Raw genomic sequence first — 26,994 nt, 5'->3', positions numbered from 1 at the left:
GCGGTGTTCCGCACCTGCCCTTTGAAGGAGAAGCCCCATGCTCAGACGGTCAGTCATCACCCTGGCGCTCTGCCTCGCGGCAGGCGCCGCAAGCGCACAGGAAACCACCATCAAGCTGACGCTGGGCTGGAAGACGCAGGGGTCGGACGCCGCCTTCTTCGTCGCCAAGGACAAGGGCTATTTCAAGCAGGAGGGCCTGAACGTCGTCATCGACCAGGGCGAGGGCTCGGGCGCGACCGTGACGCGCATCATGGGCGGCGCCTATGATGCCGGCTTCGGCGACATGAACGCCATCATCCAGAACGCCTCGACCCGCCCGGCGGACGCGCCCGTGATGGTCTACATGCTCTGGAACCAGCCACCCTTCGCGATCGTGTCGAAGACATCCGCGGGCATCACGACGCCCAAGGATTTCGAAGGCAAGACGCTCGGCGGTGCCCAGGGCACCCCCACCACCCGCATGCTTCCGGTCTTCGCCAAGGCGAACAATCTCGACCTCGGCAAGATCAAGCTCTCCAACATGGCTCCGAACCTGCAGGAGCCGATGCTGATCCAGGGCCAGATCGACGCGGCGCTCGTGTTCAACATCACGAGCTATTTCAACCTCGTGCTCAACCGCCAGGACCCGGACAAGGATTTCTCCTTCATCTCGTTCGGCGATTACGGCCTCGATCTTTATTCCAACGGCCTGATGGTCTCGCAGAAGCTCATAAAGGAGAACCCGAAGGCGGTAGCCGGGCTCGTACGGGCGCTGAACAAGGCCGTGATCGAGGTCGGCAAGGACCAGGACCTCGGCATGAAGGCCGCCGTGAACTACGACAACCTGATCGACGAGAAGGTCGAGAAGCGCCGCCTGCAATATTCCTACGAGAAGCTCATCGTCTCGCCCGAGATGAAGGAGGTGGGCGTCGGCGACCTGAAGGACGACCGGCTGAAGCGCACGATCGGCATGGTCGCGGCCGGTTACGAACTGACCCGCCTGCCCGAGCCCTCGGAGGTGTTCAACCGCTCCTTCCTGCCGTCGAAGGAGGAGCGCGTGCTGGAATACGTGAAGAAGTGATCCTCCCCGCCAGCGACGCCCTCCTCGGTCCGGATCTCCGGCACGGCGAAGGCGTCGCGCTGCACCTTTCGAACGGCCGGATCGACAGGGTCGAGACCGGCCGGCCTGCCTCGGGCGGTCCGCGGCGCCTCCTCATGCCGGCGCTGGCCAACGCGCACGACCATGCGCGACCGCTGTCTCTGACCTCGTTCGGGGCGGCCTTCATGCCGCTCGAGACCTGGCTGCCGCGCTCGGCGCTCGCCACGCCGCCGGACCCGTATCTCGCGGCCGCAGCCCCCCTCGCCCGCGCGGCCCGGAGCGGCTGCGCGGCCGTGATGGTCCACTACACCCGGCCGAGCGGAACGATGCCGCTCCTCGACGAGGCGAAGGAGGTCGCGCGCGCCGCGAAGGACGTCGGCATCCGAATGACCTTCGCGCTGGCAATCCGCGACCAGAACCCGCTCGTCTACGGTTCTTCGGAGCAGGTGCTGGACGGGCTGCCGGACGACATCCGGCGAGAGATCGAGGCAGCCTTCGTCCGGCCCGGCATGGCGCCGCACGACTATATCGAACTGACCGAGGCGATCGCGTCCGCGATCGAAAGCCCGACCATCCAGGTCCAGTTCGGGCCTGCCGGGGTGCAGTGGTGCAGCCGCCCGCTCCTGGAGGCCATCGCGGAGCGTTCCGCCGCGACCGGCCGGCGCGTGCACATGCATCTCCTCGAGACCAGGTACCAGCTCGACTGGGCCCGCGAGACCTTTCCGCAGGGGATCGTGCCCTACCTGAAGGAGATCGGGCTGCTGTCGCCGCGCCTGACGCTCGCCCACTGCATCTATACGAGCGAAGCGGATCGGGAGCTGATCGCGGAATCCGGTGCGACGGTGGTCACCAATTTCGGCTCCAACATGGGCATCCGGTCCGGGGTGGCGCCCATCCGGCAGGCGCGGGCGGCGGGCTGCCGCGTCTGCGTCGGCATGGACGGCCTCGCCTTCGACGAGGACGACGACATGCTGCGGGAGATCCGGCTCGTTCAGGCGCTCAACGGCCCGTGGGGATTCGAGGAGCCCGACGACCGCCGGCGTTTCCTCCTCTCCGCGATCGCGGAGGGCCGGCGCTCGCTCGGCGTTTCAGGGTCGGGCGCCATCGCGGAAGGCGAGCCTGCCGACCTGCTCGTCCTCGATCTCGACACGCTCGATCGCGACAGGATCCTGCCGGTGGCGCCGCTGGATCTCGTCTTTGCCCGGGCCACCGCCTCTCATGTTCGGGACCTAGTGGTCGCGGGCCGGCAGGTGGTCGCCGAGGGTCGCGTGCTCGGGATCGACCTTGCAGCCGTCGAGGAAGAGCTCAGGGCAAGGTACCGCTCCGCGCTCGCGAACTCCTCCTTCCTGCGCGCCCTCCCCCGCTACGAGACGGCCCTCCGCCGCTGGTACACGGAGCGTGCGGGCTGCTGCTGAGGCAGCTTCACTCCTCCGTGTAGCGCCGCAGGATCTCGGAGAGGTCGGCCGTGTTCCCCGGTGGCCCGATCAGCGCGCGCGAAATCACGCCGCGCAGATGCGTCTCCATTACCTCTACGGCTCGGGCCGGATCCGCGGCTTCGAGCGCCGCGATGATCTCGAGGTGCTCATGCACGCCGCATTCGGAGGAATGCGGACGGCTGTAGAGCGTGAGCGTCAGGCCGCAGCGCCAGGCCACCTCACCCACGTAGCGGGCGAGCGTCTCGCTCCCGGTCATCTCGGCGAGGAGGACGTGGAACTCGGTCGCGAGCCGCACCGATTGCGGTTCACGCCCGCCGCTCGCGACCTCCTCGCGCGCAGCATGTTCCTTCAGGCGCCGGATCTGCTCCGCCGTGAGGCGGCCCGCGAGACGCTCCACGACGAGTTTTTCGAGCGCGAGCCTGACGTCGAAAATGTCCCGCGCCTCGTCCCAGCTCGGCCGAGCCACGCTCGCGCCGCGGTTCTTCTGGATCTCGACGAGGCCGGCATCCGCGAGCTGCCGCAACGCGTCCCGCACGATGGTACGGCTGACGCCGAAATTCGCCCCGATCGTGTCCTCCGGCAGCTTGGTCCCGGGCTGCAGAGCCTGCTCCACGATCGCCCGGCGCAAGGCCGTGAAGATCTCGGACTTCTTGTCCGCACCCGGGGCGCGTCGTCGGGCCGGCCGGAGCCGCACGACTTTTGCAGGGGTGGCAGGATTCGACATCGGCTTTGCTGACGGATTGGCCGCCTGAGTGATGAGGCATCACGGGCAACAATCAAGCCACCCGATCGCTCCGCCGCAGAGGAGGAGCGGCAGATGGGGACTTGGGCGTCCAGTGGAGCCGGTCAGGATTCCGCGTCGAGGCTCTTCCGGATCTCGTCGGCCCAGAGGCGGTAGGCCGCCCCGGTGAGATGGACGCCGTCGGTGGTGAGATGAGGCAGCAGGCGGTCCCCCGGCGCCAACGCCGGATTGAGGTCGATATAGCGAAGATTCATCTCTCTCGCGGTGGCCCGGAGACGGTCGTTGAGGGTGCCTGTCCGGGTATTGCGGGAGGACCAGCTCGTGAGCGGCACGCTCTGGACGATCGGCTCCGCGCCGGCGGCGCGAAGGGCCCTAGCCATCTCGGCAACGGCCGCCGCCACCCTGTCGTCCGGCACTTCGGCGCCCACGTCGTTCGTCCCGCACAGGATGAACACGCGCTTCGGCCGCCGGGAGATCACCTCGTCGAGGCGCTTCAATAGGCCCTCGCAGGTGTCCCCGCTGATGCCCCGGTTGATGATGTTCGCACCCGGTATCAGTTCATCCCAGTTTGCTGCCTCGGTGAGCGAGTCTCCGAGCATCACGTTGGGTGCCGTCCCGGGAAGCGAGCGGTAGTAGGCGGCACGCTGGGAATAGTGCCGCTCGGCCCAGCTTTGCGGCCTGAACGTCGGACTCAGCATCCGGAGGCCGGCTTCAAGATCTGCGGCGGGCGGCCATCCGAGACGCCCCATGCCGAAGCCGTAGGTTGCACTTGCCAGGACAGCGGCCAGCGCCAGGCCCGTGAATGCGATCCGCCTCATTTCTCCATATTGCCATGAAGATGAGGCCTGGAGCGGGAGCATGCGCGCGGCGTAACTGACTATTTGGTCGATCTTCTGCTTCCGACTGCCGGTTGCCGCTACCGATTGCTTCTCCTGCCTCTCGAGGAACTGGGCGGCTGCCAGCCTCTACCCGAGCGGCAACCCGACATAGTTCTCGGCGATCGTCCGGGCGGCGGATTCCGAGCTCGTCACGAGTTCGAGCTCGGCGAGTTGGCGGCGCCTATCGAACTCCGTCGCGTCCTCGAACCGATGCAGCATCGAGGTCATCCACCAGGAGAAATGCTGTGCGCGCCAGATGCGCTTGAGCGCCGTCGCCGAATAGGCCTGCAGTCCCTCGTCGCTGCCCGCCTTGAAGAAGCGCTCGAGCGCCCGGGACAGGACGAAGACGTCTGCGACCGCGAGGTTCAGGCCCTTCGCGCCGGTCGGCGGGACCGTGTGGGCGGCATCGCCGGCGATGAAGAGGCGGCCATATTGCATCGGCTCGCAGACGAAGCTCCGCATGGGTACGATGTTCTTCTGGAAGATCCTGCCTTCCTTCAGCCGGAAGCCCTCGCCCTCCGTCCGGGTCTGCAACTCCTCCCAGATGCGGTCTTCCGACCAGTTCTCCACGCTGTCCGCGGGATCGCACTGGAAATACATGCGCTGCACATCCGCCGAGCGCGTCGAGATGAGCGCGAACCCGCGATCGTGCCGGGCATAGATGAGCTCGTGCGAGGAGGGCGGCGCCTCGGCGAGGATGCCAAACCAGCCGAAGGGATAGATGCGCAGGAAATCGCGGCGCATCTCGGCAGGAATGGCCGGGCGCGACACACCGTAGGACCCATCGCAGCCGGCGATGATCTCACAGGCAAGCTCGCCTGCCTTCCCGTCGGCATCCGTGAACGTGATGCGGGGGGATGACGCCACGTCATGGAGGACGACGTCGCCGACACCGAAGCGGATATCCGCGCCGGCATCGAGCCGTGCCTGGATAAGATCCTTCAGCACCTCGTGCTGCGCATAGACCGTGATCGCCCGGCCATTCGTCAGAGCCGAGAGGTCGATGCGGTGGCTATGGCCTTCGAAGCGGAAATCGAAGCCGTGGTGGACGAAGCCCTCGCGTTTCAGGCGCTCCCCGACACCCGTCTCGACCATCAGATCGACGGTGTTCTGCTCCAGCACGCCCGCCCGGATGGTCTCCTCGATGGCCTTGCGGGGCCGGCTCTCCAGGATGACGGAGTCGATCCCCGCGAGATGGAGCAGGTGCGACAGCATCAGCCCTGCCGGACCCGCCCCGATGATCCCCACTTGCGTGCGCGTCATCGCTTTTCCCTCACGTCACGGACAAGGCGGGTCGAAGGTCGACGGAGCTGTGCGGTTCCGTCATATGCTGCGTGCGGCGGGGGAGAGCGACAAGGCCATGGCGAAGGCGCAAGCCCAGAAGGCACCGGCTGCTCCGGTTGAGGCCGGAGGCGAGACCGTTCTCGACCTGCGCCGCTACGTGCCGGGGCTCCTCACCTTCCTGGCGAACAAGCTGTCGCGGAGCGCGTCCGCGCTCTACCAGCGCGAGTTCGGCGTCAACATCACCGAATGGCGCATCATGTCCCAGCTCGCGATCGAGCCGGGGATTCCCGCCTCCCGGATCTGCCAGGTCATCGGCTTCGACAAGGGGCCTGTGAGCCGCAGCCTTGCCGCGATGGAGAAGAAGGGGATCGTCACCATCGCGGTCGACGCCGTCGATGCGCGCCGGCGCGTGATCACGCTGACGCCCGCGGGCCTCGCGCTCCATGACCGCGTGATCAGGGTCGCGCTCGAACGCGAACGCCGCCTCCTCGCATGCCTGCCGGCCGAGGAGCGCGAGCGCCTCATCACGTCTCTCAACGCCATGCACGAGAACCTCGGGGCCGTGAACCGTCCGGCCAGGGTCGTTCCGGACTAGCGCGCCGACCCGGGACGAGCCGGGCTGGAGGGCGGCCTGGACACCGGCGAGGGAGACGACCCAGCGCGCGTTCGATCCGCTCGGTGCCCGAGATGGGCTGCGCATCGGGGTTTCCTCTCCGGGCGATCGACCGCCTCTGTGCAATTCAGGATTGCCTGAACCAGTTGCCTTGGCAAGCAATTCGCCCCGCCGGACCGGACCGCGATTTGCGGTCGCTCCAGCAAACCGTCGCGCTATAGAGGGCCAGGGAGGAACGACATGGCGGGCGACACGAGCGAATTCGACCTTTCCGGCAAGGTCGCGCTGATCACGGGCGGGAATGGCGGAATCGGCCTCGGCATGGCCGAGGGCCTGGCGCGCGCCGGGGCGGCCGTCGCGATCTGGGGCTCGAATCCCGAGAAGAACCGGTCGGCCGAGGAGCGGCTCGCCGCGCACGGCGACCGCATCCGCGTGATGACATGCAATGTCGCCGACGAAGCCGAGGTCGAGCGATGCATGGACGAGGTCATATCCACCTACGGCAAGCTCGACGGATGCTTCGCCAATGCGGGCCGTGGGCTAGGTCGCACCCCGTTCCACGAGCTCTCGATAGAGGATTGGCGCGCAGTGATGTCCGTCAACCTCGAGGGCGTCTTCTTCACCCTGCGGGCCGCGTCGCGCCACATGGTGGGCCGCGCCAAGGCAGGCAATCCGGGCGGCCGCCTCGTCGTGACCTCGTCGACCTCCACGGTGCACGGTCCTGCGGGCGCGGTGCCCTATGGGGCGAGTAAGGGCGCCCTGAACGTGATGGTGAGGGGGCTCGCGGTCGAATACGCCCGCTACGGCATCACCGTGAACGGCCTGCTTCCGGGCTGGATCGAGACCGAGATGACGGCAGGATTCTTCGGCGAGGAGCGCTTCGCCGCGAACGTGAAGCCGCGCATCCCCATGCGCCGCTGGGGCGCGCCGGACGACTTCTCAGGCATCGCCGTCTATCTGATGAGCGATGCGAGCCGCTACCACACGGGCGACAGCATCGTGATCGACGGGGCCTACACGCTCTTCTGAGCCAGTTCCTCGTTCAGGAAGGCCAGGACGTCTGCCCGGTCGATCCCGCGGGCGACGAAGCTCTTCCCGATACCGCGCGCCAGGATGAAGGTGAGCTGTCCGGCCTTCACCTTCTTGTCCTGCCCCATGACGGAAAGGAGCTCCTCGGCCGAGAAGCTCGCGCCGGGCACATCCGAGATGCGTGTCGACAGGCCTACGGCTGCAAGGTGCGTTGCCACCCGGTCAGCGTCCTCGCGCGGGCACAGCCCGAGCCGGGCCGAGAACCGGAAGGCCAAAGCCATGCCGATCGCGACCGCCTCGCCATGGACGAGGCGCGAGCCGTCATAGGCGACGCCGCGCTCGAGCGCGTGGCCAAAGGTGTGGCCGAGATTGAGGAGCGCGCGATCGCCCTCCTCCCGCTCGTCGCGGACGACGACGGCGGCCTTCGCCCGGCAGCTCTGCGCTACCGCCCGGTCGCGCTCCGGCCCGCCCAAGAAAACCTCGCGCCAATGCCCCTCGCACCAGCGGAAGAACGAAGCGTCGTCGATGAGCCCGTACTTGGCCACCTCGGCATAGCCGGCCCTCATCTCGCGTTCGGACAGCGTATCGAGAAGCGCCGTGTCGGCGAGGACGAGGGACGGCTGGTGGAAGGCGCCGACGAGGTTCTTTCCCCGCGGGGTGTTGATCCCCGTCTTGCCGCCGACGGAGGAATCCACTTGCGAGAGCAGGGTCGTCGGGACCTGGACCAGCCGGACGCCCCGCAGGATGATGGCGGCAGCAAAGCCCGCGAGATCCCCGACCACGCCGCCACCGAGCGCCAGCACGACGTCGCCTCGCTCCAGGCGCGCACCGAGCAGCGTATCGCAGATCGCCTCGAGTTGGGCGAAGCTCTTCGAGCCCTCCCCGGGCGGCACGATCGCCTGGACGACGTGGAGGCCCTTCGCCTCGAGATCCGCGACCACCCTCCCAGCATGAAGGCCGGCCACCGTCTCGTCCGTCACCAACCCGACGGTGCGGGCACCGAGTGCCGCCAGCCGCTCCCCTGCTTCTCCGATGACGTCCCGCCCGACGACGATGTCGTACGCGCGCTCGCCCAACGGAACGCGGATGATCTGCTGCCGCGATGGCCCGATCTGTTCGCCCAAGGCGAGTCTCATCCCTCTCCCTCCTGCGTCTCGAACCATGTCTCGAGCGCAGCTACGACCGCGGCGACCACCTGATCATGCGGCATGTCGTAGGATTCCACCGTGACGTCGGCCTCGGCGTAGACCGGATACCGCTCCTCGATGAGCCGGCGCATCGTCCCCTCGGGATCCGCATTGGCCAGGAGCGGCCGGTGCGAGCGCCGGCGCACGCGCCGCATCAGGGTCTCGTGATCGGCCTTCAGCCAGACCGACACGCCCTCGCCCGCGATCCGGGCCCGGGTCTCCGCATTCATGTAGGCCCCGCCGCCCGTCGCCAGGATCAGGGGCCCCTCGCCCAGGAGCCGCGCGATGACCCGCCGCTCGCCATCCCGGAAGGCAGGCTCGCCGTAGATGGCGAAGATGTCGGAGATCGGCATGCCGGCCGCAGCCTCGATCTCGTGGTCGGCATCCCGGAACGGGAGGTTGAGGCGGCTGGCAAGGCGGCGTCCCACCGTGGTCTTGCCCGCCCCCATCAGGCCGACGAGCACGATGGCGCGGTTGCCCAGCCGTTCGCGGACAGCGCGCGCGACGTCGCGGCCCGAGGACCGGGGCCGGTCCTCGCCTGCGTCCCCCTGCCCGCTCGGGATCTGCCTGTCCATGGCGGAGGTTCTAACACGGCGCCACGTCTTCGCCACACTCCGTCTTAACCGGCCGGGTCGAAGGATGGTCGCATGAGCCTGCCAGCCTCCCGCCTCGCCTCGCTCTTCCTGGACATGCTCGCAGCGGAAAGGGGAGCCGCGGCCAACACGATCGCTGCCTATCAACGCGACCTCGAAGACTACCTCGAGTACCTGGCCGAGCTGGGCTCGTCTCCGGGGGATGCGCAGCCGGCCACGATCTCCGGCTTCCTGGCCAGCATCGAGGAGCGTGGCCTGAAGGCGTCCTCGGCGGCACGGCGCCTCTCGGCCGTGCGCCAGTTCCACAAGTTCCTTTATGCCGAGGGTTATGCCTCGTCGGACCCGACCGCGGCCGCCGTTGGCCCGAAGCGTGGGCGAGCGCTGCCGAAGGTGCTGTCGGTGGACGATGTCGAGCGGCTCCTTCGCCGCGCCAGGGAGGCCGTGGACGAGGCGGAGCCCAATTCGGCCGCCCGGACTCGCGCCGCGCGCATGCGCTGCCTGCTGGAACTTCTCTACGCCTCCGGGCTGCGCGTCTCGGAACTCGTATCCCTCCCAGCGGGCGCTGCCCGCACCCGCGACCGATTTCTCATCGTGAAGGGCAAGGGCGGGAAGGAGCGCCTGGTGCCGCTCACGGAAACCGCCCGGCAGGCGGCCCGCGACTACGTCGCGCTCTGCGACGCGCAAGGCCTGATCGGACCGTGGCTATTCCCGGCCGACGGCGAGGCCGGCCACCTCACCCGGCAAGCCTTCGCAAGGGACCTCAAGGTGCTGGCAGGAGCGGCGGGCCTGCGCGCGGACAGGATCAGCCCACACGTCCTCCGGCACGCCTTCGCGAGCCACCTCCTCCAGAACGGCGCCGATCTCCGCGTCGTCCAGGAGTTGCTCGGACACGCCGACATCGCGACCACGCAGATCTACACGCACATCCTCGACGATCGCCTCAAGGCGATGGTGCGCGATCTGCATCCCATGGCCGACCAGCCCGTGGCCTGACATTCAGCGGTTCCCAAGGCTCCGGCACACCGAGGAGCATCCTCGGGAACCGATCGAACCATCGACGAACTATCTTGCGTTGCGTTCTTCTAACCTCCCGGGGGTATCTGACCCGATTAACCATGGGTCCAGACGGCACGGGATCAGTCGAAACGACCTCACAGGCGCTGCGTAAGACTGTGGCGGTCCAGGGTTATGGCACGATGTATCCGGTTTTCAGGCGTTTCCGACACAGCAAGCGGGGTAATGTTGCCGTCCTGTTCGCCCTGACGGCGCTGCCCCTCATCACGGTGGTCGGAGCGGCGGTCGATTATTCCGGGGCGGCGAACCTGCAGTCCCACCTTCAGGCCGACACGGATGCCGCTGCCCTCGTCGCGTGCAAGTCGCCCCTCACGGCAGAAGCAGACCTGAAGGCGCTCGCCCAGAAGGCCCTGAATGGATACATGCCCGGGCAGACGGTGACGATCACCAAATTCAAGGCGACCAACAATCCGCGCAGCGTGGAATTGACGACAAGGGTGACCTACCCGACGCGTTTTATGAGGATCGCCAATGTCTCGAGCCTCAATGTCTCGATCACCTCGGGATGCGCTGCCGGCGAGAACTTCTATGAGATCGCGCTTGTGCTCGACACGACGGGCTCGATGAGCCAGTCAGCCGGCACGGGAACCAAGATCCAGGCATTGCGCACGGCGGCCACGAACTTCGTGAACACGATGTTCACGAATTTCGACCCGACTCATCTCAAGATGTCAATCGTACCCTTCGCGGCCTCTGTGAAGGTGAACCCTGATACCTACGCCCCAAACAACGTTCCGAATGTCGCGTGGCTCGATTCTAGCGGAACCTCAAGCATCCACTGGTCCAACTTTACTAACCCCGCGGGCTCCAGCTTCGGCAGCAGATTCGATATCTACAAGAAACTGAAGGCAGCACGCGCCAGCTGGACGTGGGCAGGATGCCTTGAATCCCTTCTCTATCCATACAACACGCAGGACGCCACGCCTTCCACCGGAACCCCGAACACCCGGTACGTTCCACTTCTCGCCCCGGATGAGCTCGGCACAGACACGACCTGCACGATCAACTTCTTTGGCAAGCCGATCACATATCCGTGCCATGACCCGAGTAGCGACAACAGCTACATGGACGACGGTACGGCAACTAGCGGCAGCTGCAATAGCCTCGACGGCAACAACACGAAGCGCCTTGGGCAAGCATGCAAGTACGTGACGCCAACGAATATCCGCACCGGCGAGGCTGGGCCAAACAATCAGTGCACCTCCCGGCCGATCACGACCCTCACGAATTCCCAATCGGCGCTCACGACCGAGATCGGCAACCTGCAAGCATCTGGGCAGACCAATATCGCCGAGGGCCTACACTGGGGATGGCGCACGATTGCGCGAACGGGTGTCTTCAACGAGCCCGCAGCTTACGGAACGCAGAACACAACCAAGATCGTCGTGCTCATGACAGACGGCGTCAACACCTGGAGTGCAGCGAGCTCTCCAGTGGCGAGATCGCAATATTCAGCCTACGGCTTCTTCGCCAACGCTGATTTGACCACCACTACAAACCGGCTGCCCCCCGGCTACGGAAACCTGTCGAGCAGCACCGACGCAAGAAACGCGATAGACCAACTGACCCGCGAAACCTGCACGAACATGAAGGCGAAGGGAGTCGTGATCTACTCGGTCGCCTTCTCGACCCCGGGCGATGCCATCGACGCGAGCGGCCAGCAGTTGATCAAGGACTGCGCGTCCGGCGCAGACAAGTACTTCCTGGCGAGCGACGCCGCGTCGCTGAACTCCACCTTTGCGGCCATCGCGCAGGGGATTGGCGCGCTCCGGATCACGAAATAGGCGGGTTCCCGCGACCGGGGCGCCTCAGCGCGGATATTGAGGAGGCGGAGAGCCTATCCGCCTCTCCTCAGCAGGAACACGCCCTGCTCGCCGAACAGGTTCCAGAACCACCACGGCATGTGGAATCGCACCGGTTCGCCGCCGGAATCCAGCGCATGCGCCTCCTCCATGCTGGCCCCGGCTTCGCGGCAGAGATGCACGAAGTCGCGGATGGTGCAGAAATGGATGTTGGGCGTGTCGTACCAGGAATGGGGAAGATTGTCGGTCACCGGCATCCGCCCGCGCACGCCGAGCTCCCACCGCACCCGCCAGTGGCCGAAATTCGGGAAGGAAACGATCGCATGCCGCCCGATGCGCAGCATGTGCTCGAGCACGGCGCGGGGCTGGCGCGTCGCCTGCAGCGTCTGCGAGAGGATGACGTAGTCGAACGCGTCGTCGGGATAGTTCGCCAGATCGGTATCGGCGTCGCCCTGAATGACGGGAAGCCCTTTGGCGAGACACTCGCTCACGCCCTCGCGCGACAGCTCGATCCCGCGGCCATCGGCGCCGCGTCGGTCACGTAGAAGCGCCAGTAGCGAACCGTCCCCGCAGCCGACGTCGAGCACGCGCGAATTCGGCTCGACCATGCGGGCCACCAGGAGATGGTCGCGGCGCGGCTCGGGGAGCGCAACCGTCTGGTTCGGCGCGACGCCTGCCCCGGCGGCAGCCCTCAGCGCCGCGCTCACCGGATCCCCCGCGCGATGGCTGCGGCGTCGATGAAGCCGCGCGCCGCGGCGAACATCTCCGGCTCCTGCAGCAGGAAGGCGTCGTGGCCCTTGTCGCTCTCGATCTCGACGAAGCCGACCTGCGCGCCACCCGCGTTCAGGGCATGAACGACGGCTCTCGACTCGACCGTCGGGAATAGCCAGTCGGACGTGAAGGACATCACGCAGAAGCGCGTCGACGAGCCCTTGAAAGCCTTGGCCAGCACGCCGTCGTAATCGGCTGCGAGGTCAAAATAGTCCATGGCGCGCGTGACATACAGGTAAGAATTCGCGTCGAATCTCTCGACGAAGGACATGCCCTGGTAGCGGAGGTAGCTCTCGATCTGGAAATCGGCATCGAAGGAGAAGGTCGGCGCGGCCCGATCCTGGTACGAGCGGCCGAATTTCCGATGCAGCGCCCCTTCGGACAGGTAGGTGATGTGCGCGCCCATCCGGGCGACCGCGAGTCCCTTCCTGGGCCGGGCACCCTCCTCGATATATCGCCCGCGCCGCCAGTCGGGATCAGCCATAACAGCTTGTCGCCCGACCTCGTGGAAGGCGATGTTCTGAGCGGAATGGCGGGCCGAGGTCGCGATCGGCATCGCGGCGAACACGCGGTTGGGATAGCTCGCAGCCCATTGCAGGACCTGCATGCCGCCCATTGAACCGCCAATGACGGCGAACAGGCTCTCGATGCCGAGGCGGTCGAGAAGCATGGCCTGAGCCCGCACCATGTCGCGTATCGTGACGAGCGGAAAGTCCAGGGCGTAGGGCTTGCCGGTCGCCGGGTTCGTCGAAGCGGGTCCCGTCGTGCCCATGCAGCCGCCGATCACATTGGCGCAGACCACGAAGAAGCGGTCGGTATCGACCGGGCGGCCCGGGCCGACGAGCGTCTCCCACCAACCAGGCTTGCCGGTCACCGGGTTTTGGCTGGCGACGTGCTGGTCGCCGGTCAGGGCGTGGCAAACGAGAACCGCGTTCGAGCGCTCGGCATTGAGCTCGCCATAGCTCTGGTAGGCGATCTGCCAGGGCGCGAGATTCAGGCCCGCATCGAGCCGGAGGGGCTCATCGGCCCCGAACTCGGCGACGGGGCTCGACGGGCGGTCTGCTTCCGCAAGGGGCGCGACACCCGAGTCCTCCGCCCTGAGGACATGCTCGTTCATCGATCGTTCTTTATTCCGAACGCAGCGGTTGTCAATCAGGCCCGGATAGCGCCCAGCTTGGCAGCATGCCCGCCGAGACCTATGGGCATCCTGTCTCCCGCAGGATGACCATGACAGAGCCAGCCCCTACCCTCGCGGATCTCCGGCGCGAGATCGACCGGATCGACGAAGCCATGCACCGGCTCTTGATGGAGCGCGGCGAGATCATCGACAGGCTGATCGCCACGAAAGGCACTGCGCGATCGGGCGCGGCGTTCCGTCCCGACAGGGAGGCGTCGATGATGCGGGCCCTCGCGGCCCGGCACCGCGGTCTCCTTCCGCTCGACACGGCCGAGGGCATCTGGCGCGTCATCATCGCCACCTTCACCTATGTGCAGGCTCCCTTCTCGGTGCATGCCGACATCTCGGGCGGCGACGCGCCGATGCGCGATTCGGCTCGGTTCCATTTCGGGTTCACGGTTCCGTACCGGCAGCACGACGCGGCCCCATCGGTCATCGCGGCCGTCGCCGCATCCCGCGGCGATCTGGGCCTCGTCCGTCTCGACCAGGGCGCGAGCGCGGGGGCCTGGTGGCGCCGCCTCGAGGGCCAGGACGCCCCGAAGATCATCGCGCGCCTGCCCTTCATCGAACGGCCGGATCATCCTGCCGGCACGCCCGTCCTGGTGGTATCCAGGCCGCTAGAGAACCCTGGGCCTCGCGAGGTGGTGCTCTATTCGGCGAGGCTCGAGCGATGGAGCGACGCCGCCGCGCAAGCTCTCGGCCGTCTGGGCGGAGAGTTCATCGCGACAGCCGGGGAGGAGCAGGGTCTGTCCGTGCTGGCGGTAGCCCCCGGCGCGATTTCGACCGGCGCGTTGCAGGCCGCGCTTGCGCCGGCCGGCCCCGCCTCGGGTCTGGTCGAGGTCGGATCGCACGCGACCCGCTTCAAGGTAGACGACTAAATCAGCGAGTGGGCTTCACGGCTCGCCGCTCCGCCGCCATCACCCGGCGGTGGAGCAGCACGATGCTGACCAGGCACAGCAGCGCCAGCCCGAGAGAAATCTCGATCAGCAGCCGCGCGCCCCAGGTGCCGCTGATGACGGCAAAGCCGAACGGCGTGATCGCGAACGCGATGTTCTGCGGCATGTTGAGCCGGCCGAGCATCCGGGCATAGGCGGCCACGCCGAAGAGCCGCAGCGGAGCCACCGCTCGGACGATCGAGATGAAACCAGCCGAGAGGCCGTAGACGACCGCGAAGGCGATCGCCCCACCCGGAGATTCGCCCCAGGCCAGCAGGGCCGCGAGGGCCAGCGGCATCAGCAGGGCCGCCATGACGCCGGTCGTTAGGATGTCGAAGCGGCTGCCCCCGACCATCTCGAAACCCCGCGAGATCATCTGGCCTGGGCCGAAAAGGCTGCCGATCGCCACGGCGGTCTTCTCCTCGTGGCCGAACCCCGTGAGAATTCCCACCATGTGGAGCGGCAGCCCCCAGGTCAGCATTCCGGCAAGTGCAAAGGAGATCGCGGCCAGCGGATAGGCTCCCCGCACCGGCTCGGGTGGCGGCGCCAGGCTCTCCGGCAAGGGCTCCGGGTCGCGGCGCTCCTGGCGCGCCTGCGTCGGGCCGGGCAGGCTCCATGCGTGGAGCGGCATGCAGACCAAGACATTCAGGCCCGCGAAGACGATGAGCGCTCCGCGCCAGCCGAAGGCTTCCGCGAGCCAGATCAACATCGGCCAGGCGATGACCGAGGACACCCCCGTGACCAGGAGCAGGATGGCGATTGCATTCCGCGCTCGCGCCGGCGCGATCTGGACGATGGCGGTCGAGGCCGCCTGGTTCAGGGCTATCGGCATCGCCGCGCCGAAGACGACCCAGGAGAGCAGGAAGAGGATCGGGCCCTGCGCAGCCGCGAGCATGCATAGGGCAAGGGTCGTCAAGGCCGAGCCCGTCACCATCCAACGGCGCGAACCGTCCCGCTCCAGCACGCGCCCCACCGGGGCGGACAGGAGCGCCGCGATGACGAGCATCACGGTCAGCCCGCCGAACACGAATTCGCGCGAGATGCCGATCCCCTCGGACATGTGGGCATAGAGCACCGCGGGCGCGTGGAAGACGGAGCCCCAGCCGACCATCTGCGTGACGATGAGGGAGAGGACGGCGCGCCGTAGCGCCTCGCGAGCGCGAGCGCTTGCTCTGTCCGCCGCCCCGCTCAAGCGTGTCGCTCCCCGCTCCAGCCGCTCATGGCGGCCCGTCTGCCATGCGGCGTCGCATGATCCAGAGGGGAGAACAATGCTCCGCCTCTCGACTCAGCCATGCGCAGCTTTGCACGTGCCATTGCGGCCCGCTTCAGCTAAGCGGACGCTTCAACAACGTCCAGCCTCGGTCATGACCGCCTCTGCTCCCGCCCTCCCCCAGCCGCGTCCCGGCGTGCTCGACATTTCCGCCTATGTTCCCGGGCGCGACCACGTCGAGGGGGTGGAGAAGGTCCACAAGCTGTCATCGAACGAGAACCCGCTCGGCCCCTCGCCGCAGGCGATCGAGGCCTTCCGGGCGGCCGCGTCCTCGCTCGAGATCTACCCGGATGGCGGGGCGACCGTTCTGCGGGAGGCGATCGGACAGAAATACGGGATCGACCCCGCCCGGATCGTCTGCGGAACGGGATCGGACGAGCTCCTGTCGCTGCTCACGCATGCCTATATCGGCCCGGGCGACGAGGGCCTGTTCACCCAGCACGGCTTTCTCGTCTATCGCATCAACATCCTGGCGAACGGGGGCACGCCCGTCGTCGCCGAGGAGACGGACCTAACGGCCTCCGTCGATGCGATCCTGGCCAAGGTGACCGATCGGACCCGGATCGTGTTCCTTGCCAACCCGAACAACCCGACCGGCACGTACCTGCCCTTCGACGAGGTGAAGCGGCTGCACGCGGCCCTGCCCACGAACGTGCTCCTGGTGCTCGACGCCGCTTATGCCGAGTATGTGCGGCGCAACGACTACGCCTCCGGGCTCGAGCTGGCGCTAACGGCGCCGAACGTCGTCATGTGCCGCACCTTCTCGAAGATCTACGGCCTTGCGGCGCTGCGGATAGGCTGGCTCGTCGGGCCGGCCCATGTCGTGGACGCGCTGAACCGCATCCGCGGCCCCTTCAACCTGAACGCACCGGCGATCGCAGCCGGCGCGGCAGCCATTCGGGACGACGCGCATATCGCGGCGGCGCTCGCCCATAACGATGAATGGCTGGCCCGCCTCACGCGCGAGATCGAGGCGCTCGGGCTGAAGGTCACGCCGAGCGTCGGCAACTTCATCCTGATCCATTTCCCGACCACTCCGGGCCGCACGGCGAAGGAGGCCGACGCGTTCCTCGGGCGGCGCGGCCTCCTCCTGCGAGCAGTCGCGGCCTATGGCCTGCCGAACGCTCTGCGCATGACGATCGGCTCGGCGGAGGCGAACGAACTCGTCGTCGCGGCCTTGAAGGATTTCATGAGCGCGGGCCAGGGCAATGCCTGACCGTATCGGGCCACCGCTCGAGACGCCGCTCCTCTCGCGCGTCGCGATCGTCGGCCTTGGCCTGATCGGATCCTCGATAGCCAGGGCCGCGAAGGCGCGCCGACTGGCCGGGACGATCATCGCAGTGGACCGGGACCCGGCGGTGGTGCGCCGCGTCGAGGAACTCGCCATTGCGGACGAGGCGACGTCGGACATCCAGGCGGGCGTGCGGGACGCGGACCTGGTTGTCCTCTGCATTCCCGTCGGGGCTTTTGCCTCCGTCGCCGCGGCCATCGCGCCCGCCCTGAAGGCGGGCGCCATCCTGTCCGATACGGGATCGGTGAAGAAGTCCGTGATCGACCAGGTCGCGCCGCACCTTCCCGGAGGCGTGCACCTCGTCCCGGCGCACCCGGTGGCCGGCACCGAGCATTCCGGCCCCGATGCCGGCTTCGCCACCCTGTTCCGGGACCGCTGGTGCATTTTGACTCCGCCCGAGGGGACGGATCCCCAGGCGGTCGGGACCGTGACTGCGTTCTGGACGGCGCTCGGCGCCAATGTCGAGGTGATGACGGCCGAGCACCACGACCTCGTGCTGGCGATCACGAGCCACGTGCCGCATCTGATCGCCTACAACATCGTGGGCACCGCAGCAGACCTCGAAGAGGTCACGCAAGGCGAGGTCATCAAGTTCTCGGCCGGCGGCTTCCGCGACTTCACCCGCATCGCGGCTTCGGACCCGACGATGTGGCGGGACATCTTCCTCCACAACAAGGGGGCGGTGCTCGAGATGCTGGGCCGGCTGAACGAGGACATCGCGATCCTGGCCCGTGCGATCCGGTGGGGCGACGGGGACGCGCTGTTCGACCTTTTCACCCGCACGCGCGCCATTCGGCGCGGCATCATCTCGCAAGGGCAGGAGACGCCGGAGCCCGACTTCGGCCGCCGCCGCGAGGAGTAGGCGGGGGCGTTCACTCGGCGTGCCGGCGGCGGATCCTGCGGACGAGCAGGGCGATCGCGAGCACCACGACGGGAACGCTGAGCGCGGTCGCCACGCCGGGATCGAGCGGAACTCCGAGATCCTTCAGACCCTTGAAGAGATAGGACGCAAGCGACACCACGTAGTAGCTGATCGCTGCGATCGAGAGCCCCTCGACCGTCTGCTGGAGCCGGAGTTGCAGGCCGGCGCGCGTGTTCATGGCGCGCAGGACGTCCCGGTTCTGGTGTTCGATCTCGACCTCGACCCGGGTTCGCAGGAGTTGGGCCGCCCGCGCCAGCCGCGCCGAGAGGCCTGAGAGCCGCTCCTCCATCATCTCGCAGGTGCGCATGGCCGGTGCCAGGCGGCGCGACAGGAAGGCCGCGATGGTCGGATATCCCCCGACGGGGGCCTCACCGATGGCTTCGAGCCGCTGGCGGACGATCTCTGCATAGGCCCGGCTTGCCCGCAGCCGATAGCCCGCCACGTTGGCGTCCGCCTCGAGGGCCGCCGCGAGCCGCGTGAGTTCGTCCAGGAGGCTCCGGTTCAGGGCGAGATCGCGGCTTTCGGCCATCGTCCGGGCGATGCGGGTCAGCCCGTCCTCGATGTTCCGCACGTTCGGGGCGAGCCCCTGCGCTTCCGGCAGACCGAGGAGCGCGAAGGTGCGGTAGGTCTCGATCTCGAGCAGCCGCTGCGCGAGCGCGCCGGCCTGACCGGGCGTCAGGCCGTGATCCAGGGCGACCCAGCGCACGAAGCCCTCGCTACCGAGGCGGAAGTCTGTGGCGACGAGCGCCTTGCCCTCGCTGACGAGCGAAGCAGCCAGGGAGGAGGCGTCGAATGCCTGCGCGAGATCGAACTCCTCGTCGCCGGGACGGAATTGCAGGTCGATCGCAACGAGGAGCGGCCCCGGAGGCTCGATAGCCAGGATCATCGGGAAGAATGAGCCGACGCTCCGCTCGAACGTGGCCCGCCCGCCATCGGCGATCTCCCACGTATAGGTCGTGAACTCGGTATGCTGCTCCCAACGCACCCGCGCGTCGCCCAGCAGAACGTCGTGGTGCTTCGCGTCCTGCTGCGGAGCCGGCCGGGCCCGCTCCTCGCAGAAGGCAACCAACCGCTCCCGATCGGCCGCCGCCTCGTCTGGATTCGTGACGAAGCCGAGATGAAGAAGACGCCTCGGGCTCTCCACGGGTACAAAGGGCCGCGCATGGAGTTCTCCCAGCACGGTCCCCCTCAGCGGGTGGGAAGCGGCGAACATGCTCAATAGAGGGCGGGGATGCGCATATTCGGCAATTGGAGCGGACCGACGAAGAGCCGTCCATTGTCGATCCTCACAGGAGGCAGCGGTTTCAGTCGCGGTGCCTTGGGATCCGCCGGCTGCGCGATCTGCGCCCCCCTCTGTGATTGGCCGAGCAGGGCTCCCAGCAGATTTCCGGCAATCCCGGCCTTGTCGCCGATGAATTGCCCGAGGAGGCCTTCAATCCCCGCTACCTGAGCGTCGAGTCGACCCTGCGGTCTCCGCAGATCATCGATGGACGCATTGCCCGTCGCCTCGACGCGGCGCGGCCCCTTGACGATACGCAGACGGTCTATCTCGACTTGGCCGCCTGCAAGGCGCCAGCGCTCCACGACGCGAGGCCCTCCCCCCGCTGCGAGTTGGGTCGCGCGGCTCAGGCGCAGCACGAGGTCGAGGTCCGACGGCTCCGTCCCGCCGACGAGAGCATCCAGTCCAGGCAGAACTGCCCCCTCGGCCGAGAAGGCAAGATCGACCATGTCGGAATCCTTCGGGTCCGGACGGGCATGGACCTCGAATTCCTTGGCCGTGACTTCGATGGATCCCGTGTCCGGCGAGACCGCCCGTACGACCGGCGCATCGGCCACGAGCGCAAGCCGCTCGAACTCGCGGCCGGACAGGATGACGCTCGCCTGCAGCAGGCGCCACGTCGATTCCACCGTCGTGTTCGCGCCGGTGGCCCGCAGCGGGCCTGCCGCCTCGATGATGATGTGGCCGGGCTTGTAGATCTGGGTGATGGCGACCACACGCCCGAGCGTAGCCGTGAGGTCGGAACGCTCGAAGGCCAGGGACTTGCAAGAAAGCTCGATCCGGAACGGATAGCCGCCGATGGTCCGGTCCGCGCAGGTCCAGTTTCGGCCCTGGGCAGCCTCGGCGGCGAGCCATTTGTCCATTCCCTCGGTGGTCCGGGAGCGGATGTAGAACCAGGCCGCCGACCAGCCGACGACGAGCAGCCCGAGAAGTATGAAAGGGAGATAGAGCCGGAACCGGCTCGGCCGGCGGGAAGTGGGAATGGCGGCCGGCAAAACGGCTCTCCTGTTGAACGCGCGGAGCGCAGCTGGTAGCCGCGGCGCTCTGATCTGGCGAGGCGCGGGAGCCGGATGGCGGCTGAAAGCGGCGATCTTTGGGTGTTCGGCTATGGGTCGCTCATGTGGCGGCCCGGCTTTCCCTTTCGTGAGCGACATCTCGCGACGCTTACGGGCTACCACCGGTCGCTCTGCATCTTCTCGCACGTGCATCGCGGCACGCCGGAGATGCCCGGGCTCGTGCTCGGGCTCGATCGCGGCGGAAAGTGCCGCGGGCTTGCTTTCGGGGTCGAAGCAACGGACGCCGAGGCCACCCTCGCCTATTTGCGGGAGCGCGAGCAGGTAACGGCCGTCTATCTGGAACGCCGCGTGACCGTGCGGCTGGAAGACGGGCGCGCCGTCAGGGCCGTCACCTACGTGGCCGACAGGCGCCATCCGCAATATGCCGGGCGCCTGCCAACCGAGGATCTCCTGCGGCTCATCAACCAGGGGGTCGGGATTTCAGGCGCCAATCCGGATTACGTCCGGGCCACCCACCGGCAGCTGATCGAGATGGGCGTGAGCGACTCGATCCTCGCCGGAATCGCAGAAAGGCTATCTCAGGGAGACGCCGCCAAATCGGCCACGACTGCCCGCCGCTCGGCCTCGCTCTCTGCCAAGCGGTGAATGTGGAGCTCGGTCGCGCCGCGCGACCGCATGCTGGCGAGCCAGCGCAGGCGCTGCCGACGCGAGGTCAGCGTGCCCGGTGCGGAAACGTCCAGCATCTCGGCCTCTCCGTCGCCGCCTCGATGCACCGCGATCAGGACCGCATCCGTCAGGTCGGCAATATCCGGCTCGTTCGCGGCATGGATCCCGACGACGTAGCGCCGTCCCGACCTGCCGCGCCAAGACGTCAGCGCCGGCGGCTCCCGAAGGCCTGCAGTTGCCCTGAGGCGCTCCTCGCCCACGAGAGCGCGCGTGATCCGGTCGTGCCGTAGGTCGCGCATTGAAGTCAGCCAGGACAATCTGCGTCTGTTCGACATTTGTTCTCATATAGGAAGCAAAGCCTCCCCGTCAAGGTTGCTCCCTGCCTAAGACGCTCAGATCCCCTCCGGGCCGGCATACCCGACCGGCTGCATTGCCTCGGCGAGCAACCTGTTCGAAGCCTCTTCGATGCGGTCCTTCAACGTGGTCATGAACTCGTCCCGCCCGAGGCCTGGAGGAATCGCCTCGAGGAACTCGACGATGATCGTCCCGGGCTGCATCACCATCCGCCGCCGGGGCCAGTACAGGCCGGAATTCAAGGCTACCGGCACGCACGGGACGCCGAGGGTCCGGTACAGATGGGCGACTCCCTGCTTATAGGCGGGCTCGGCTCCGGGCGCGCGCCGAGTTCCTTCCGGGTAGATGAGAATCTGGCGTCCCCGGGCGACCTCGTCCCGCGCCCGCCGGTTCATATCGGCGATCGCCGAAGCGCCCCGGCTCCGATCGACCGGGATCATTCCTCCCTTGATGGTGAACCAGCCGAAGAGCGGAATCCAGGTGAGTTCACGTTTCAGTATGAAGGTGGGATCGCGGAGCTTCGGGAGAAGGGCGTGGATATCGGCAAAGGACTGGTGCTTGGAAGCCACCAGGAGCCCGCCCTTCGGCAAGTGCTCCAGGCCGCGATACTCCACCTTGGTGCCGACGATCACCCGAAGGAAGAACAGGCTGACTCTCGCCCAGGCCTGCGCGACGCGCAGAATGGCCGTCCTCGGCATCAGGAAGGTCGGGATCGCGGCGATCAGCATGACGACCGTGTTGAGGTAGAACACGATGCTGAAGAGGACGGATCTGAGAACGATCATCGACTCGTAGGGCGGGAGCGCCGCCGGGGCGGGCCGGGCAATGGGGAGAATGCCTCTTAGTCCGGAACCGGCCTGCGATGAAATCGTCGCGGCTCAGCGACGTGCCAGTCCGTCCACAGGCCGCGGGCGCTCCTGCGGCGCTGTTTCGGCGTCGGCGGCGCCCCTCAGGCGGGTTTTGACGGCGACCAGGACGAACTTGGCGTATTCGCTGGCGAGAAGACGTGTCGCCGACAGGCTCCCCCACCACCCGGAAGGACCGCCAGCGCCCGTCACCACCGGATGCGCCACCTTCACGACATGGGGGAGCGCGTGATCGAGTTCCGCCATCGTACGGGGCATGTGGTAGTTCGACGTCACGACGATCAGCGATCGGAAGCCGTTCTCGCGAACCCACCGCCGCGTCTCTTCCGCGTTGCCCGCGGTGTTGCGGGCCCGGTAATCGAGATCGACGCAGCATTCGACGAGCTGACGCTGGCCTGGAGACAAGCGCGCGATCTCCTCGCGACTCGTGCGTTCATTCACGCCGGTGATCAGCAGCCGGGAGCCGAAGCCGCGCGCCAGGAGCTCGATCGCATCCGCGATCCGCTGTGCGCCACCCGTGAGCGCCACGATGGCATCGGCCGAGCCCGGCGGGTCGCGCTCCACCCGGTCCAGCATGGCGACGAAGACCAGGAACCCGGCTCCTCCGGCGAGCGCCAGGAACACGCTCGCGACGACCAGCCCGAGCGCCCAGCGCCGCGGCCCCGGTTTAGTCCCTTCCCTCACGAGAGCTGTCTCATCCGGATCCCCATGGACCAGCCCGCCTGCGCCGCCCCGGATGCTCGACCGGCGGCAGCATAGCGCCGATTACGACGCCACCAGGGCAAGGACCCGTTCACCTTGCCCGGAGTTCCCGAAGGAATCGTTTCGCCGTAGCGATCGAGACAAGACCTGCGATGCCGGCGACCGTCGCGGCCACGAGCGCGATCAGACCATAGCCACGCCAGCCGATCGCGGCGGCGCCGAGGAGCGCCGCGTCGGTGGCTTGGCTCGCACCACCAGGCACGAGAGCCGGGGCGAGACCGAGGAGGGGAACGGCGAGAGCCGCCGTCCCGGCGCCGCAGAGCGCCGCAACGGCAGCCAGCCTCACAAAGCGCCGCGCAAACTGGCGCGCGATGAAGCGGTCCTCGGCGCCGACGAGCTGGAGCACATCCACGGCTTCGCGGCTGCCTGCCATGGCGCCGCGGGTCGCGAACGCCACGGCCAGGCCGGACGCCGCGACCACGAGCAGGACGAGCCCCATCGCAACACCGAGGATCGTGGTCGCGACCGCCGACAGGCGCGCCCGCCAGGCACCATGATCGTCGAGGCTGGCGCCGGGTATTTCGGCCGCGATCCTGCGCCCGAGCTGCCGCACGTCCGGCCGGGCCTCCGGGTCGAGCCGCAGCAGCACAAGGCGCGGCACCGGCAGCGAGCTCAGGTCCAGCCCACGGCCGAGCCAGGGTTCGAGGAGGGACTCGGCGTCGCTCTTCGACATGACGCGCGCCTCCGAAATCCCCCGTTCCGCCTGCGCCAGGGCAGCAACGCGGCTCAAGTCGCTCTCGATGTCCCGCCCTACCTGCGGGCGCAGTTGAATCGTCGCCTCGCGGGCGATGGCGGCCCGCCATTCGCGGGAGCTCGCGGCGACGACCTCGGCCCCCGCGGCGGCCAGCCCGGCCAGAAAGGTGAGGATCGCCACGATGGCAACGAGCGAGCGCGTTGCGGCCGGATCCGACAGGACGAGTTCCGCGCCGCGGGCGCCCCGCGAAGGCAGACTGGGCCGCTTCAAGCCGCTTGGCCCCACTCACGCGTAGGCATGGAGTTCGCCATCGCCAAGCACTAGGCGCCGCGCCTCGACCTGCTCCATCAGGGCGACGTCGTGCGTCGCGATCAGGACCGAGGTCCCGAACCGGTTGAGCTCGAGAAACAAGCGGAGCAGTCGCCGCGCCAGCGCCGGATCCACGTTCCCGGTGGGCTCGTCCGCCAGGAGCAGTTCCGGCCGGGAGATCAGGGCGCGCGCGATGGCTGCACGCTGCTTCTCGCCGCCCGAGAGCACCGCCGGCATGGCGTGGGCGCGATCACCCAACCCTACCCACTGGAGCAATTCCAGAACCTCTGCACGATAGCTCGCCTCCTCCCGCTCCTGCACACGCAATGGAAGGGCGACATTCTCGTAGGTGGTGAGATGGTCGAGAAGGCGGAAATCCTGGAACACGACCCCCATGCGGCGCCGGACGGAGGTCAGTTCCGCTCCCGCGATACCGGTGGCTTCTTGGCCGAACAGCCGCAGCAACCCGCGGCTCGGCTTCAGGGCGAGCAGGATCAACCGCAGCAGCGTCGTCTTGCCGGAGCCGGAAGGGCCCGTGAGAAACTGGAACGAGCCGTGCTCGATCGTGAAGGTCACGTCCCGCAGGATCTCGGGTCCCTGCCCATAACGCAGGCCGATATTATCGAACGCGACGACGGGTTGTTCCAAGCCGGATCGGCTCCGATTGAGGCTCTGTTAACCGCTCACGACCGAGGGTCGCAGCCGAGCGAGCGGTCGCCGCTCGGCTGATTCGCCATGCTCATTGTCTGCCCGTCCTGCGCAAGCGAATACGCAATCGACCCCGCCCGGATCGGGGATGGCGGACGCAAGGTGCGGTGCGCAATATGCCGGACAACCTGGTTCGTTCGTACCCCCTCCCCGCCCCAGCCCGAAAGCCCCGGTGCCACGGGGGCGGATGCCGAGCGCAGCCGAGCGCCTACCATCGAGGCCCTTCCCGGGCCGCCCGAGCCTCCAAACCGTGGCAAGGTCCGCGGCAGGACGGCCAAGCCTAGCCGCCAACGTCCACATCTCGCGATCGCCGCGATCGCACTCGTTCTGGTTGCGCCCCCCGCGCTCGTGGCTTTCAGGCAGGAGGTCGTACAGTTCTTCCCGCAGAGCGGGCCCCTCTTTGCCGCGATGGGCCTGGGCGTGAACCTCGTTGGCCTGGATCTCGCGGGCGTCACGGCGAACTTCGTCGTGGATGATGGGACGGCTGTCCTCGTCATAGAGGGCGAGATTCGCTCCGCTTCGGAGCAGACCATCGCCGTGCCACGGCTCGAATTCGCCATAGGCAACAAGGATGGCGAAGACCTGTACCGGTGGTCGGCGAAGCCGCCGGTCGTCGAGATCGCGCCCAGCGAGAACGCCCGTTTCACCCTGCGGCTCCCCTCCCCGCCGCCGGACGGCGTGCGGTTGATCGCGTCGTTCCAGCGAGCGGGCGGCGATCGGTCCGTTGCGTTGCGCTGAGCTTCCCGCCAGTGTCTGGGGCATGACTACTTCCTCCCGCGTACGCGTCCTGTTCGACGAAGCCAGCATCGCCCAGCGCAACCAGGAGATGGCTGCCGAGATCGCGGCAACCGCCTCGCCGGACCTCCTCGTCATCGCGGTCCTGAAAGGGAGTTTCATGTTCGCGGCGGACCTGATCCGCGCGCTGCACCGCTCGGGGATGGCGCCGCAGGTCGAGTTCATCCACCTGTCGAGCTATCGCTCCGGCACGGTGTCCTCGGGGAATGTCAGCATCTTGAGAGACGTCGAGAGCGCCGTGCGTGGCCGCGACGTGCTGCTGGTGGACGACGTCCTCGAATCCGGCCGCACGCTGGTCTTCGCCAAGGACCTCCTGATGGCCCGTGGCGCCGGCCGTGTCCTCGTCTCGGTCCTCCTGGAGAAGCCCGGCAAGCGCGCGGTCACGATCCAGCCCGATTTCGTCGGCTTCACGTGCCCGGACGTGTTCGTGGTGGGGTATGGGATGGATGTCGCCCACCACTACCGCCAGCTTCCCTTCGTCGGCGTGGTGGCCCATGGGGACACGGAACCCGACCTTTTCGGCGGAACTTGAACGAACGTTATGGCTAAGATCCTACTGGTCGACGACGAGGAGCCGGTCCGCGGCTTCCTGAAACGGGGCCTCGAGCTCGACGGCCATCAGGTCTCGACGGCGATCGACGGCGCGGATGCTCTGGAGCGCCTGACCGAGGAAGCCGGCGCCTTCGACCTGATGCTCACGGACATCAGGATGCCCATGATGGACGGGATCGCGCTCGCGCTCGCGGCGAAGCGCGACTTTCCCGATCTCCCGATCCTCCTGATGACGGGATATGCGGACCAACGAGAGCGCGCCAAGAACCTCGAGGTCATCATCGAGGACGTGCTGACGAAGCCGTTCTCGCTCGGCGAAGCCCGCTCCGCCGTCCTTCGCGTGCTCGAGGCGCGGCGGAACGCCGCCTGACTCACCCGTTCAGCAGCCACACGCCGGCATTGAGATAGGTCGCGAAGACGATCCAGCAGAAATACGGGACCAGGCACCAGGCCGCGAGCCGGTCGATGCGCGCAAACATGACGATCGTGGCCAGAACGGCCGCATCCAGCACCAGGATGTTCACCAGCCCGGCCGCGGGGCTGCGCGCGGCGAAGAACGAGAACGACCAAAGGCAGTTCAGCCCAAGCTGGATGAAGAAGAGCGCTATGGCGCTCCCCCGGCCCGGAATGGCCGGGTTCGCCGAGAGGACGCGCCAGATCGCGAAGGCCATGAGCGCGTAGAGGATCGTCCAGACTGGGCCGAAGACACCGTTCGGCGGGATCAGCGGAGGCTTTGCCAATCCCTCGTACCAGGCGGGTATGTTCGGCAGCGTCGCCCAGGAGCCAAGGATCGAAACGGCTGCGACGGGCAGGATGGAAAGGGCAAGTCTCGGCACCCATCCGTTTCGGTGGCCCTGGCTGGCACGCAGGGTGTTCATCCTCGACCTCATCCGATACGGCACCGCTTCGAA

Annotated in this window: 29 protein-coding genes and 1 pseudogene; 14 read left to right on the top strand and 16 right to left on the bottom strand. The window is 67.5% G+C overall.

Translation table 11 applies throughout. The features are described from left to right. Window positions 1–37: 37 nt before the first annotated feature. The gene (locus ACO2SS_RS07110) at window positions 38–1,060 is read left to right on the top strand and encodes an ABC transporter substrate-binding protein (RefSeq protein WP_423276916.1); all 1,023 of its coding nucleotides are present in this window, start codon (window positions 38–40) and stop codon (window positions 1,058–1,060) included. Beyond that, complete coding sequence (locus ACO2SS_RS07105; RefSeq protein WP_423276915.1) at window positions 1,057–2,493, top strand: amidohydrolase family protein; 1,437 nt, start codon at window positions 1,057–1,059, stop codon at window positions 2,491–2,493. The genes ACO2SS_RS07110 and ACO2SS_RS07105 overlap by 4 nt, the downstream gene beginning before the upstream one ends. Before the next feature lie 7 nt (window positions 2,494–2,500). Here ACO2SS_RS07105 and ACO2SS_RS07100 read toward each other — a convergent pair whose 3' ends face one another. The 3 genes from ACO2SS_RS07100 to ACO2SS_RS07090 form a co-directional block, all read right to left on the bottom strand. Further along, complete coding sequence (locus ACO2SS_RS07100; protein ID WP_423276914.1) at window positions 2,501–3,238, bottom strand: GntR family transcriptional regulator; 738 nt, start codon at window positions 3,236–3,238, stop codon at window positions 2,501–2,503. 122 nt (window positions 3,239–3,360) lie between these two features. Further along, the gene (locus ACO2SS_RS07095; protein WP_423276913.1) at window positions 3,361–4,074 is read right to left on the bottom strand and encodes a GDSL-type esterase/lipase family protein; all 714 of its coding nucleotides are present in this window, start codon (window positions 4,072–4,074) and stop codon (window positions 3,361–3,363) included. A 147-nt stretch (window positions 4,075–4,221) separates the two neighbouring features. Then, complete coding sequence (locus ACO2SS_RS07090; protein ID WP_423276912.1) at window positions 4,222–5,397, bottom strand: 4-hydroxybenzoate 3-monooxygenase; 1,176 nt, start codon at window positions 5,395–5,397, stop codon at window positions 4,222–4,224. Between the two features lie 97 nt (window positions 5,398–5,494). On the opposite strand from ACO2SS_RS07090, the gene ACO2SS_RS07085 reads away from it, so the two are divergent. Both ACO2SS_RS07085 and ACO2SS_RS07080 read left to right on the top strand, forming a co-directional pair. Beyond that, window positions 5,495–6,013 (top strand): MarR family winged helix-turn-helix transcriptional regulator, encoded by a 519-nt coding sequence (locus ACO2SS_RS07085; protein WP_423276911.1) that lies wholly within the window; start codon window positions 5,495–5,497, stop codon window positions 6,011–6,013. A gap of 258 nt (window positions 6,014–6,271) precedes the next feature. After that, window positions 6,272–7,060, top strand: coding sequence for an SDR family NAD(P)-dependent oxidoreductase (locus tag ACO2SS_RS07080; protein ID WP_423276910.1), 789 nt, complete (start codon window positions 6,272–6,274; stop codon window positions 7,058–7,060). Here the strand turns inward: ACO2SS_RS07080 and aroB are convergent. Both aroB and ACO2SS_RS07070 read right to left on the bottom strand, forming a co-directional pair. Next, the gene (gene aroB, locus ACO2SS_RS07075) at window positions 7,045–8,196 is read right to left on the bottom strand and encodes a 3-dehydroquinate synthase (RefSeq protein WP_423276909.1); all 1,152 of its coding nucleotides are present in this window, start codon (window positions 8,194–8,196) and stop codon (window positions 7,045–7,047) included. The genes ACO2SS_RS07080 and aroB overlap by 16 nt on opposite strands. Continuing rightward, window positions 8,193–8,822 carry a shikimate kinase gene (locus ACO2SS_RS07070; protein WP_423276908.1) on the bottom strand — a complete coding sequence of 210 codons (630 nt, stop codon included), beginning with the start codon at window positions 8,820–8,822 and terminating at the stop codon, window positions 8,193–8,195. The genes aroB and ACO2SS_RS07070 overlap by 4 nt, the downstream gene beginning before the upstream one ends. Window positions 8,823–8,894: 72 nt before the next feature. Between ACO2SS_RS07070 and ACO2SS_RS07065 the strand changes: the two genes are divergently transcribed. Together ACO2SS_RS07065 and ACO2SS_RS07060 are read left to right on the top strand one after the other, a co-directional pair. Beyond that, window positions 8,895–9,833: a site-specific tyrosine recombinase XerD gene (locus ACO2SS_RS07065; RefSeq protein WP_423276907.1), complete on the top strand. Its 939-nt coding sequence runs from the start codon at window positions 8,895–8,897 to the stop codon at window positions 9,831–9,833. 122 nt (window positions 9,834–9,955) lie between these two features. After that, the gene (locus ACO2SS_RS07060; RefSeq protein WP_423276906.1) at window positions 9,956–11,698 is read left to right on the top strand and encodes a pilus assembly protein TadG-related protein; all 1,743 of its coding nucleotides are present in this window, start codon (window positions 9,956–9,958) and stop codon (window positions 11,696–11,698) included. A gap of 53 nt (window positions 11,699–11,751) precedes the next feature. Here ACO2SS_RS07060 and metW read toward each other — a convergent pair whose 3' ends face one another. Further along, complete coding sequence (gene metW, locus ACO2SS_RS07055) at window positions 11,752–12,423, bottom strand: methionine biosynthesis protein MetW (RefSeq protein ID WP_423276905.1); 672 nt, start codon at window positions 12,421–12,423, stop codon at window positions 11,752–11,754. Beyond that, window positions 12,420–13,604: a homoserine O-acetyltransferase MetX gene (gene metX, locus ACO2SS_RS07050; protein ID WP_423276904.1), complete on the bottom strand. Its 1,185-nt coding sequence runs from the start codon at window positions 13,602–13,604 to the stop codon at window positions 12,420–12,422. The genes metW and metX overlap by 4 nt, the downstream gene beginning before the upstream one ends. Window positions 13,605–13,714: 110 nt before the next feature. Between metX and ACO2SS_RS07045 the strand changes: the two genes are divergently transcribed. Then, a complete protein-coding gene (locus ACO2SS_RS07045; RefSeq protein ID WP_423276903.1) occupies window positions 13,715–14,542 on the top strand; it encodes a chorismate mutase in 828 nt (275 codons plus the stop codon). A gap of 1 nt (window position 14,543) precedes the next feature. On the opposite strand, the gene ACO2SS_RS07040 is transcribed toward ACO2SS_RS07045, so the two are convergent. Beyond that, window positions 14,544–15,791, bottom strand: a complete 1,248-nt coding sequence (locus ACO2SS_RS07040) for an MFS transporter (protein ID WP_423276902.1) — start codon at window positions 15,789–15,791, stop codon at window positions 14,544–14,546. Window positions 15,792–15,963: 172 nt separating this feature from the next. Here ACO2SS_RS07040 and hisC point away from each other — a divergent pair, with 172 nt between their 5' ends. Together hisC and ACO2SS_RS07030 are read left to right on the top strand one after the other, a co-directional pair. Further along, on the top strand, window positions 15,964–17,085 hold the full coding sequence (gene hisC / locus ACO2SS_RS07035; protein WP_423276901.1) for a histidinol-phosphate transaminase: 1,122 nt from the start codon (window positions 15,964–15,966) through the stop codon (window positions 17,083–17,085). Then, the gene (locus ACO2SS_RS07030; protein WP_423276900.1) at window positions 17,078–18,022 is read left to right on the top strand and encodes a prephenate/arogenate dehydrogenase family protein; all 945 of its coding nucleotides are present in this window, start codon (window positions 17,078–17,080) and stop codon (window positions 18,020–18,022) included. Before hisC ends, ACO2SS_RS07030 begins: the two co-directional genes overlap by 8 nt. Before the next feature lie 10 nt (window positions 18,023–18,032). Here the strand turns inward: ACO2SS_RS07030 and ACO2SS_RS07025 are convergent, their stop codons facing one another. After that, the gene (locus ACO2SS_RS07025) at window positions 18,033–19,295 is read right to left on the bottom strand and encodes a DUF3422 family protein (protein ID WP_423276899.1); all 1,263 of its coding nucleotides are present in this window, start codon (window positions 19,293–19,295) and stop codon (window positions 18,033–18,035) included. A 2-nt stretch (window positions 19,296–19,297) separates the two neighbouring features. Continuing rightward, entirely contained in the window at window positions 19,298–20,356 is a 1,059-nt protein-coding gene (locus tag ACO2SS_RS07020) for a DUF2125 domain-containing protein (RefSeq protein WP_423276898.1), read from the bottom strand. A gap of 75 nt (window positions 20,357–20,431) precedes the next feature. Between ACO2SS_RS07020 and ACO2SS_RS07015 the strand changes: the two genes are divergently transcribed. Then, window positions 20,432–21,022: a gamma-glutamylcyclotransferase gene (locus ACO2SS_RS07015; RefSeq protein WP_423276897.1), complete on the top strand. Its 591-nt coding sequence runs from the start codon at window positions 20,432–20,434 to the stop codon at window positions 21,020–21,022. On the opposite strand, the gene ACO2SS_RS07010 is transcribed toward ACO2SS_RS07015, so the two are convergent. The 5 genes from ACO2SS_RS07010 to ftsE all read right to left on the bottom strand — a co-directional run bounded on the left by ACO2SS_RS07010 (window position 20,956) and on the right by ftsE (window position 24,676). Beyond that, window positions 20,956–21,342, bottom strand: coding sequence for a hypothetical protein (locus ACO2SS_RS07010; protein WP_423276896.1), 387 nt, complete (start codon window positions 21,340–21,342; stop codon window positions 20,956–20,958). The two genes, ACO2SS_RS07015 and ACO2SS_RS07010, sit on opposite strands and share 67 nt — an antisense overlap. A gap of 93 nt (window positions 21,343–21,435) precedes the next feature. Then, on the bottom strand, window positions 21,436–22,182 hold the full coding sequence (locus tag ACO2SS_RS07005; RefSeq protein ID WP_423276895.1) for a lysophospholipid acyltransferase family protein: 747 nt from the start codon (window positions 22,180–22,182) through the stop codon (window positions 21,436–21,438). Between the two features lie 93 nt (window positions 22,183–22,275). Further along, window positions 22,276–22,947 (bottom strand): YdcF family protein, encoded by a 672-nt coding sequence (locus ACO2SS_RS07000; protein ID WP_423276894.1) that lies wholly within the window; start codon window positions 22,945–22,947, stop codon window positions 22,276–22,278. Window positions 22,948–23,056: 109 nt separating this feature from the next. Beyond that, window positions 23,057–23,989 (bottom strand): cell division protein FtsX, encoded by a 933-nt coding sequence (locus ACO2SS_RS06995; RefSeq protein ID WP_423276893.1) that lies wholly within the window; start codon window positions 23,987–23,989, stop codon window positions 23,057–23,059. Window positions 23,990–24,004: 15 nt separating this feature from the next. Next, window positions 24,005–24,676, bottom strand: coding sequence for a cell division ATP-binding protein FtsE (ftsE, locus tag ACO2SS_RS06990; RefSeq protein WP_423276892.1), 672 nt, complete (start codon window positions 24,674–24,676; stop codon window positions 24,005–24,007). A gap of 87 nt (window positions 24,677–24,763) precedes the next feature. On the opposite strand from ftsE, the pseudogene ACO2SS_RS06985 reads away from it, so the two are divergent. The 4 genes and pseudogenes from ACO2SS_RS06985 to ACO2SS_RS06970 all read left to right on the top strand — a co-directional run. Beyond that, window positions 24,764–24,862: pseudogene (locus ACO2SS_RS06985) on the top strand (zinc finger domain-containing protein); the annotation flags it as partial. Between the two features lie 222 nt (window positions 24,863–25,084). Next, complete coding sequence (locus ACO2SS_RS06980) at window positions 25,085–25,474, top strand: hypothetical protein (RefSeq protein ID WP_423277184.1); 390 nt, start codon at window positions 25,085–25,087, stop codon at window positions 25,472–25,474. A 22-nt stretch (window positions 25,475–25,496) separates the two neighbouring features. After that, on the top strand, window positions 25,497–26,063 hold the full coding sequence (gene hpt, locus ACO2SS_RS06975; RefSeq protein WP_423276891.1) for a hypoxanthine phosphoribosyltransferase: 567 nt from the start codon (window positions 25,497–25,499) through the stop codon (window positions 26,061–26,063). Between the two features lie 9 nt (window positions 26,064–26,072). Next, complete coding sequence (locus tag ACO2SS_RS06970) at window positions 26,073–26,453, top strand: response regulator (protein WP_423276890.1); 381 nt, start codon at window positions 26,073–26,075, stop codon at window positions 26,451–26,453. A gap of 1 nt (window position 26,454) precedes the next feature. Here the strand turns inward: ACO2SS_RS06970 and ACO2SS_RS06965 are convergent, their stop codons facing one another. Further along, window positions 26,455–26,961 carry a TspO/MBR family protein gene (locus ACO2SS_RS06965; protein WP_423276889.1) on the bottom strand — a complete coding sequence of 169 codons (507 nt, stop codon included), beginning with the start codon at window positions 26,959–26,961 and terminating at the stop codon, window positions 26,455–26,457. Window positions 26,962–26,994: the final 33 nt, after the last annotated feature.

It is taken from the genome of Enterovirga sp. CN4-39, assembly GCF_049446235.1.
GTDB lineage: Bacteria > Pseudomonadota > Alphaproteobacteria > Rhizobiales > Beijerinckiaceae > Enterovirga.
Note: the sequence above shows the minus strand (reverse complement) of the source record. Positions and strands in the feature narration are given on the sequence as shown.

Excerpts from the sequence above, each read along its gene's own strand:
- ACO2SS_RS07025 (WP_423276899.1), bottom strand. The coding sequence starts at position 19,295 with ATGTTCGCCGCTTCCCACCCGCTGAGGGGGACCGTGCTGGGAGAACTC.
- ACO2SS_RS07015 (WP_423276897.1), top strand. The coding sequence starts at position 20,432 with ATGGCGGCTGAAAGCGGCGATCTTTGGGTGTTCGGCTATGGGTCGCTC.
- ACO2SS_RS07030 (WP_423276900.1), top strand. The coding sequence starts at position 17,078 with ATGCCTGACCGTATCGGGCCACCGCTCGAGACGCCGCTCCTCTCGCGC.
- ACO2SS_RS07045 (WP_423276903.1), top strand. The coding sequence starts at position 13,715 with ATGACAGAGCCAGCCCCTACCCTCGCGGATCTCCGGCGCGAGATCGAC.
- metX (WP_423276904.1), bottom strand. The coding sequence starts at position 13,604 with ATGAACGAGCATGTCCTCAGGGCGGAGGACTCGGGTGTCGCGCCCCTT.
- ACO2SS_RS07095 (WP_423276913.1), bottom strand. The coding sequence starts at position 4,074 with ATGAGGCGGATCGCATTCACGGGCCTGGCGCTGGCCGCTGTCCTGGCA.
- ACO2SS_RS07110 (WP_423276916.1), top strand. The coding sequence starts at position 38 with ATGCTCAGACGGTCAGTCATCACCCTGGCGCTCTGCCTCGCGGCAGGC.
- ACO2SS_RS07060 (WP_423276906.1), top strand. The coding sequence starts at position 9,956 with ATGGGTCCAGACGGCACGGGATCAGTCGAAACGACCTCACAGGCGCTG.
- ACO2SS_RS07070 (WP_423276908.1), bottom strand. The coding sequence starts at position 8,822 with ATGGACAGGCAGATCCCGAGCGGGCAGGGGGACGCAGGCGAGGACCGG.
- ACO2SS_RS07005 (WP_423276895.1), bottom strand. The coding sequence starts at position 22,182 with ATGATCGTTCTCAGATCCGTCCTCTTCAGCATCGTGTTCTACCTCAAC.
- aroB (WP_423276909.1), bottom strand. The coding sequence starts at position 8,196 with ATGAGACTCGCCTTGGGCGAACAGATCGGGCCATCGCGGCAGCAGATC.
- ACO2SS_RS07090 (WP_423276912.1), bottom strand. The coding sequence starts at position 5,397 with ATGACGCGCACGCAAGTGGGGATCATCGGGGCGGGTCCGGCAGGGCTG.
- ACO2SS_RS06970 (WP_423276890.1), top strand. The coding sequence starts at position 26,073 with ATGGCTAAGATCCTACTGGTCGACGACGAGGAGCCGGTCCGCGGCTTC.
- ACO2SS_RS07085 (WP_423276911.1), top strand. The coding sequence starts at position 5,495 with ATGGCGAAGGCGCAAGCCCAGAAGGCACCGGCTGCTCCGGTTGAGGCC.
- ACO2SS_RS06965 (WP_423276889.1), bottom strand. The coding sequence starts at position 26,961 with ATGAACACCCTGCGTGCCAGCCAGGGCCACCGAAACGGATGGGTGCCG.
- hisC (WP_423276901.1), top strand. The coding sequence starts at position 15,964 with ATGACCGCCTCTGCTCCCGCCCTCCCCCAGCCGCGTCCCGGCGTGCTC.
- ACO2SS_RS07080 (WP_423276910.1), top strand. The coding sequence starts at position 6,272 with ATGGCGGGCGACACGAGCGAATTCGACCTTTCCGGCAAGGTCGCGCTG.
- ACO2SS_RS07010 (WP_423276896.1), bottom strand. The coding sequence starts at position 21,342 with ATGCGCGACCTACGGCACGACCGGATCACGCGCGCTCTCGTGGGCGAG.
- ACO2SS_RS07065 (WP_423276907.1), top strand. The coding sequence starts at position 8,895 with ATGAGCCTGCCAGCCTCCCGCCTCGCCTCGCTCTTCCTGGACATGCTC.
- ACO2SS_RS07100 (WP_423276914.1), bottom strand. The coding sequence starts at position 3,238 with ATGTCGAATCCTGCCACCCCTGCAAAAGTCGTGCGGCTCCGGCCGGCC.
- hpt (WP_423276891.1), top strand. The coding sequence starts at position 25,497 with ATGACTACTTCCTCCCGCGTACGCGTCCTGTTCGACGAAGCCAGCATC.